We start from the raw sequence: 6,053 nt of genomic DNA, 5'->3' as shown, positions 1-6,053 counted from the left end.
CGACTTCAATTTGGTTGATTCCTTCGACGCAGGCGTTTGTCCAATATCCGCGAGTTTTTATTCGCCAGTCGGGGCCATCGCAGGTTCGTCAATGACTCCATCCGCCACACGCCAAGGGGCGGAAAACCGAACACAAGGCCAGACCCCACGCGAAGCGTTCCCGCGAAAATTGCTCTAGTTCGTTACCCCGGCACCGGGCGTCTTGGAATGTGCGTTCTGCGGGAAATCGAAGGTTAACACGAGGGGTTCCGATCCCGTGTTCTCAATTTCAACGCCACCGCTGGCAAGGGCAGCCTGAGTGATGAACCCGATTTCGGGATAGATCTCGCCGAGAATCATATCTTGGTGATATTGCACTTTGAGTTTTCCAACGCGGCCGCTTCCACCGTTGGTGTGGAACAGCGCGGGGCTCTCCGGGCAAAAATGAGTCTTACCGCCAGGCTGCACAGTAAGCCGCAGGATCGAGCACTTCTGATCGCCGAGGAAATCACCGTAAACAATCCACTTTGCATCGACACCGTCACCTGCAAATTCTTCGGCCGTGATTGCCGGACGCCGATTCTTCTGGACAAAATCGGGATCCTGATTTGCTGCGAAGTCAAACTTCTCTACCAAGTATTCCCAGTCTTCGTGACGATCCTTCGGATAGTCCTCTTCCCGGCATGCGTAAAACGCATCCGCTGCTCCGATCCGTCCGTCAAGCGTGAGATCCTCGGCCAAGAAGTGCTCATCCATCGTCACATGCAGCTCGTGCGTGCAAAGGTCCGTCGGCGAGTGCAGCACACCGTTTGGCATCACGAAACCATTGTCAAGTTGCATCATCACGTGCGGTGATAAATGCCGAACCCCGTTGTATTCATCCTTTCCGAAACGCTTCATACACGCAAGAAAATCATCCTTGGTCACAAACGGATACAGTCCCATCGCCGTGGTGTGGTAATGCGATGGACAGACTCCAGGATTGTCGAAAGAATTGATGTCGTACACTTCCCACTTTGACCAGTGAAGGTGATGCGGGATTGGATTCAGATTGTCAAACTTCTTTGAAACAATCGGCCAAGTCGGCGTTCCATAAAGTGATTTCGCAAACGCGGTCACCTTCTCACCCATGACAGCTTCAGGATTGGCGGCGATCAGATCCTGCAACGAGATGAACTGCCCGTTCGGAGTCAGGACGTGCGATTCACCTTCACGGAACGGTGCTTTATTCGTGCGAGTATCGATGACACCCGTCACGATGGGCACGGTGCAGCACATCCAGAGTTCATCGAGTCCCGTCCCGTTCATGTAGTCCGGGTAGTACGATTTGGCATCAAGGCGAAGGCGTTTACCCGGCGTACAAAATGTCCGGCCGGCGTAGCGGTGCAATAGCTGCAACACCCCGTCATTCTCATTAAGGCAGTCATCGAGAATCGAATCCGGTCCTGCGGCGGTTCCGTCGATCACATCTTGTTGGGGGTACTCGTGCAGTTTATCCGCGAGAATTGACACCATGGGTAATGAACCTCAATGAATCGGAAGAAGCGTGTCGGTTCCAAAAATTGCTTTTTGGAGAGTGGGTGGGGAACTTCATTTGCTAAAACGCAACGAGACTGACGAAGAATCGAATGGTCCGCGCTGATAGCAGAGGGGTGCAGTGTACGAAATGTGGGCCGAACGAATCAGGGGGGGCCGTGCAACGCTGTCTCTGTTTTGGGCGTTGGATGAAGTCAATGGCAGCTTCGAAGGGATTGTCCCACGCCCTAGGGAGAGGCTACCGCCAGGGTCAGGCGTTGTGTTCGGTGTTCAGTCGTTGACGGACCCGGGGACTGGACCCGGGGACAGCACTCGGACCCGGGTACAGAGCACTTGCTCGGAAGTTAGCGACGTCCTGCTGGGGGGGGCGATGACGTTTCCGACGCTTTGGAATTACCAATCGGTTTAATTTGGCCCTAAGACACAGTTCATTTCAAATCATTCGAAAAAGTGCTATGTCCCCGAGGCTCCCAATGTCCCCGAGGCTCCCAGCCAAAGTCGTTGTCTAGATCCGGTCGCCAGTGTTTTTTGCGACCGGCGTAACGATGATATGGACGTCTCGATCACCCGCGTTTGCGTGCGTCGTTGCGGTATAGTGAGTCTTGGGTGTGGTGACCGAAGATGCGGAAAGCTGATATTGGCCATCGGGTAGTCCTTCGATAGTGAATGTTCCATCTTTTCGCGTGACCGATCGCCGTGTGTTCGGGCTGGGGTTTGCCAGCAGCATGCGATTCGCGTCTTTAAACTTCGGAAACGAGTTCACGCGAATCCCGCTGACCGGGGTTCCGTCGGCAAGCGTGACCCGACCAGAAATTTTACCTTCGGCGAACGTGAATTTGATTTCTTCGGCCTGAAATTCATTTTCACCTGTCTTGACTACCGAATAGTGTCCCTGGGAATTTCCATTGAACGGTGAATCCCACATCATGACATGGTAGCTGCCGCCTGGCGGAACAAACCATTCGTAATGACCATCGACATCCACTCGTTTGCCATCGCCGTTCATGGAATGGCCCCCCGCGTGCATTACACCTGGACTGTCTCTCCAGACCATGACGCGAACGCCTTGCATTGGCATGCCGTCGACGGTGACTTTTCCGGAAATTCGCCACATTGGTTTCATAATCAAGACGTTGTCCTTGCCCATCGGATCGGCAGGCAAAGTGACCTCGCCCCACAGATGCTCGCTGTCGGTTTCAAGCGATGCACGAGCGACCAAGTTCGAAGCGTAGACCACTGGCGGCCGGAAGGTGAAACTCCCGTTCGCATCGGAGACTCCCTTCGGTGCGGCGTTCACTTGCTGTGGTAGCATCTTCTCGAAAGGTGGTGGACGGTGAATGAGCGTTAGTTCTGCGCCCACGACCGGTCGGCCATCTTCATCCATAACGCGGATAGGCACGGGATTAGCTTCGGGGATCTTAATGTCAGGAACTTGCAGGGGTTCTCCGCTTGAAATGAATTCGTTCAGGCTGGCCGTAATCGTATTTGCTGGGCCTTGGTCGATCGCACGTGCCCGTCCGTCGGCCAGTGCGTAGGGCGACTTGGATCCCCAGGCGTACAGATCATAGGATCCCTCCGGAACGATCATTCGAAAGCTTCCATCGGACGCAGTGGACGATGATTGGTGGAAGCTGGATCGATGATCATAGTGACGCGTTCCGTTTGGCAAGGCCATAACGTTTATCGCCCCGATAGGCAGTCCCTGTTCAGATAGCACTTTGCCAACTAACGGGATTCCTTGCTGCAGTTCGATCGACAGCGCGTCTCCCGACTTTGCTTCCGATTCTGTAATTGGCAGCGATTTCAAGAGCAGGCCTCGCGAGATGTCGCCAGGAATGATTCGCAACATTACATCTCTTGGTTTCCCAGTTGAGTCGAATTCTTCTGGCAACATTCTGTAGTTGAACTCACCGTTCTCGTTTGTAGACGCGCCTACCTGCCAGGCAGACGATATTGTGCAATTCTCAACAGGGGCTCCATCGGTTGTGCGAACCACCCCTTTGATCAAGTATCCTTTCGCCGCAACGATCGTTGATCCAGATGCTTTGATGTCTGGATTTAAGAAGTATCCTGGTCGACTGGGATGTGATCGACCGGTCTTGATGCTGTTAGACGTGCGTATTGAACAATACTTCATCGCCCAATCGTCATGAAATAGTCTGACCAGTGCGACCCATCCTTGCGGGACACCATTGAATTCAAACTGACCGTTTTCGTCAGACTTCGTTTGAAGCCCAATAGGTGATCGAAATAGGTAAATGGACTCGTCAGAATAGTGACCACGATCCCTATCACTGAGAGCCGAAAGAATCACGGTTGCGTTCGCAATCGGAACGCCATTTGGATCCACGTAAACTCCCTTAATGGATGTGCTGCTGCGAAGGCTGATGTTCGCTTGCGGTGAGATTGTTTCAGTTGAACGATCAAAGTCGATCGATTTCCAGCCAAAATCTCCACCCGGCAGCGCGGCAACAACTTGCCAATTTCGTACAAACATTCGCGGATTGGTGACTGCGGGAATGTCGACGAACTGATATCGCCCGCTTTCATTCGTCTCGGTCCGCGCGATCATTTCAGCGTCGTGGCGAGTAAGATCACTCGTGATTGCCGACGCTCGCAGTGCACGTATAGCGACGACGGCACCGACAGCAGGTTTTTGGTCTTCCCCCATCACCACCCCCGAGATCGAATAGGTATGTCCTGGGTCACGATCTTGGACCAGTTTCGCTGAGGAGATTCGATCAAAAAAGTTGCTTTGATTTTTGGGCCGTATCGGAGCGACCGCGACAGCTTCGGGCTCTGTCGTGGCCGGCGTTGACGTAACGACGGTTTGCTGGTTGGTTGTTTTTTCCACAATCGTCGGCGTGCCGCTGTCTTGTTTCTGCGGCTCGGATTCAACAGGGCTCAGCTGTGATAAGGTCTCCGGTGATTGTGCAACCAACTGGAAACTGCTTAATCCAGCAGTTGAAAAGATGATCACCCCAGCCAACCAGGCGACTCTCGATCGCTTCGGGCGGTGCTGCGACATCCGCAGGACCATTGCTAGTCGCGTTTGAGTGTCTCCAAAATGGCTCATTGCTACCGCTAAACGCGGTGTTTTTTGAGATCCAGTTTCCGACAAAACATCCAGCAAGTGATTGGCGTATTGAATGCAATCGACACCAGCAGCGACAACGCATTCGTCGGTCGCCAATTCTCGCTCACGCTTCTGCGCCCTGGCGACACAATGCACCACGGGGTGAAACCAGTACAGCGTGCTCGTCAGTTGAGAAAGCAAATCCCAGATCGAATCCCTGCGTGCCACATGCGCCAATTCGTGAGTTAATACAGACTGTTGACATGCGTCTGACCAGTTGCAAAACGATTCTGGTAGCAAAACCGTCGGCCGAAAAATGCCAAACGCAAGTGACGCTTGGACGGTTTGGCAGATCCGTATGCGTGGAGGCCGTACTAACGCCAATGTTCGGCTAGCGCGATCGGCCCGAAAATATAGTTGCTTTGGAAGATCAAACCCTTGTCGGTACATCCATCGCAAACGTACTGCAGAAACGGCCATCCGTAATACCATGAACACAAAGCCTAACGAATACAGGAGTATCAATCCGTCTTGCAACGTCCACCGGTGTGCGGTCGTGGAGACCAGTGCAGATTCCGGCAACGCGTCACTGTTTGTGACAGTGGTGGATGGATCGTATTCATGGCCGTCGAATTGAGTAAAGCCTTCGTCAAGCATGAGACTTTTCGGCAGGAATTCCTCCGTTGCGTGGCCACGGTCCGCACCCGTCGAGGAATCCATCAATGCAGTCGTTGATAGCTCTCCGATGTTGAGATTTGATGTGCGTTGTTCAAGGGCGACTGAATTCCAGGCCATTGAACCCGTCGGAATCTCGAGCGGAGGGATGATCCATTTACTGGGCAACGTGGTTGCCATGGCGATTAACGCCGTGATCCAAATCGCATGCCGCGTCTGGGCCGATCGGCAGCTCAAGGACCTGTTCAATAGCCAAGCAGCGGCTCCGATCAAGGTGACCTGGAGGACAATTACCACGAATGGAGTGGCCTGGGACATTACGACTTTCCTTGTTTCTTTGCGGCTTGATCGACCATGTCACGAAGACGTTGTAGTTGTTCGGCGTCCAATTTTGCTTTTGGGTCCGATAGATGCGCTGCCAATGCGTCTTCGACGGATCCGCCGAAAAATACATTGAAGACCTGACGCAATGCGTTCTTGCCTTCACCGGTTTTCGATCGAAGGACGCGATAAACAAATCGTTTGCCGTCTCGCCGATAGGTGACGATTTGTTTTTCTTCCAGAATTCGCAATATGGTTCGAACGGTGGCATTCGACGGTGGATCTGTCATCGCTCGACGAATTTCCACCGCGGTTGCCTCTCCGTGTTCGAACAGAATGTCAACGATTTGACGCTCTCGGCGGCTCAAATCTCTCCGGATCATTGCAGTGTCCTCCCATGTAGTCACTCGATGTGTGTATTTATTCACAGGTCAGGGTGCAAAGTCAAGTGTAATTGTGTAAAAAT

Annotated in this window: 3 protein-coding genes; all 3 read right to left on the bottom strand. The window is 53.0% G+C overall.

Features of this window, described 5'->3' with window-relative positions; genetic code table 11:
- Positions 1-174: 174 nt before the first annotated feature.
- The 3 genes from ABX962_RS27575 to ABX962_RS27565 all read right to left on the bottom strand — a co-directional run bounded on the left by ABX962_RS27575 (position 175) and on the right by ABX962_RS27565 (position 5,970).
- The gene (locus ABX962_RS27575; RefSeq protein ID WP_372724251.1) at positions 175-1,494 is read right to left on the bottom strand and encodes a hypothetical protein; all 1,320 of its coding nucleotides are present in this window, start codon (positions 1,492-1,494) and stop codon (positions 175-177) included.
- A gap of 526 nt (positions 1,495-2,020) precedes the next feature.
- Positions 2,021-5,248, bottom strand: a complete 3,228-nt coding sequence (locus ABX962_RS27570; RefSeq protein ID WP_372724249.1) for a carboxypeptidase regulatory-like domain-containing protein — start codon at positions 5,246-5,248, stop codon at positions 2,021-2,023.
- 335 nt (positions 5,249-5,583) lie between these two features.
- Positions 5,584-5,970, bottom strand: a complete 387-nt coding sequence (locus ABX962_RS27565; RefSeq protein WP_339944636.1) for a BlaI/MecI/CopY family transcriptional regulator — start codon at positions 5,968-5,970, stop codon at positions 5,584-5,586.
- Between the last annotated feature and the right edge of the window lie 83 nt (positions 5,971-6,053).

The sequence above is a fragment of the Novipirellula sp. genome (assembly GCF_041583735.1).
Lineage (GTDB): Bacteria > Planctomycetota > Planctomycetia > Pirellulales > Pirellulaceae > Novipirellula.
The sequence above is the reverse complement of the archived record's forward strand: the minus strand, read 5'-3'. Positions and strand labels throughout refer to the sequence as shown.

Coding starts and splice junctions, on each gene's coding strand:
- ABX962_RS27575 (WP_372724251.1), bottom strand. CDS start 1,494: ATGGTGTCAATTCTCGCGGATAAACTGCACGAGTACCCCCAACAAGAT.
- ABX962_RS27570 (WP_372724249.1), bottom strand. CDS start 5,248: ATGCTTGACGAAGGCTTTACTCAATTCGACGGCCATGAATACGATCCA.
- ABX962_RS27565 (WP_339944636.1), bottom strand. CDS start 5,970: ATGATCCGGAGAGATTTGAGCCGCCGAGAGCGTCAAATCGTTGACATT.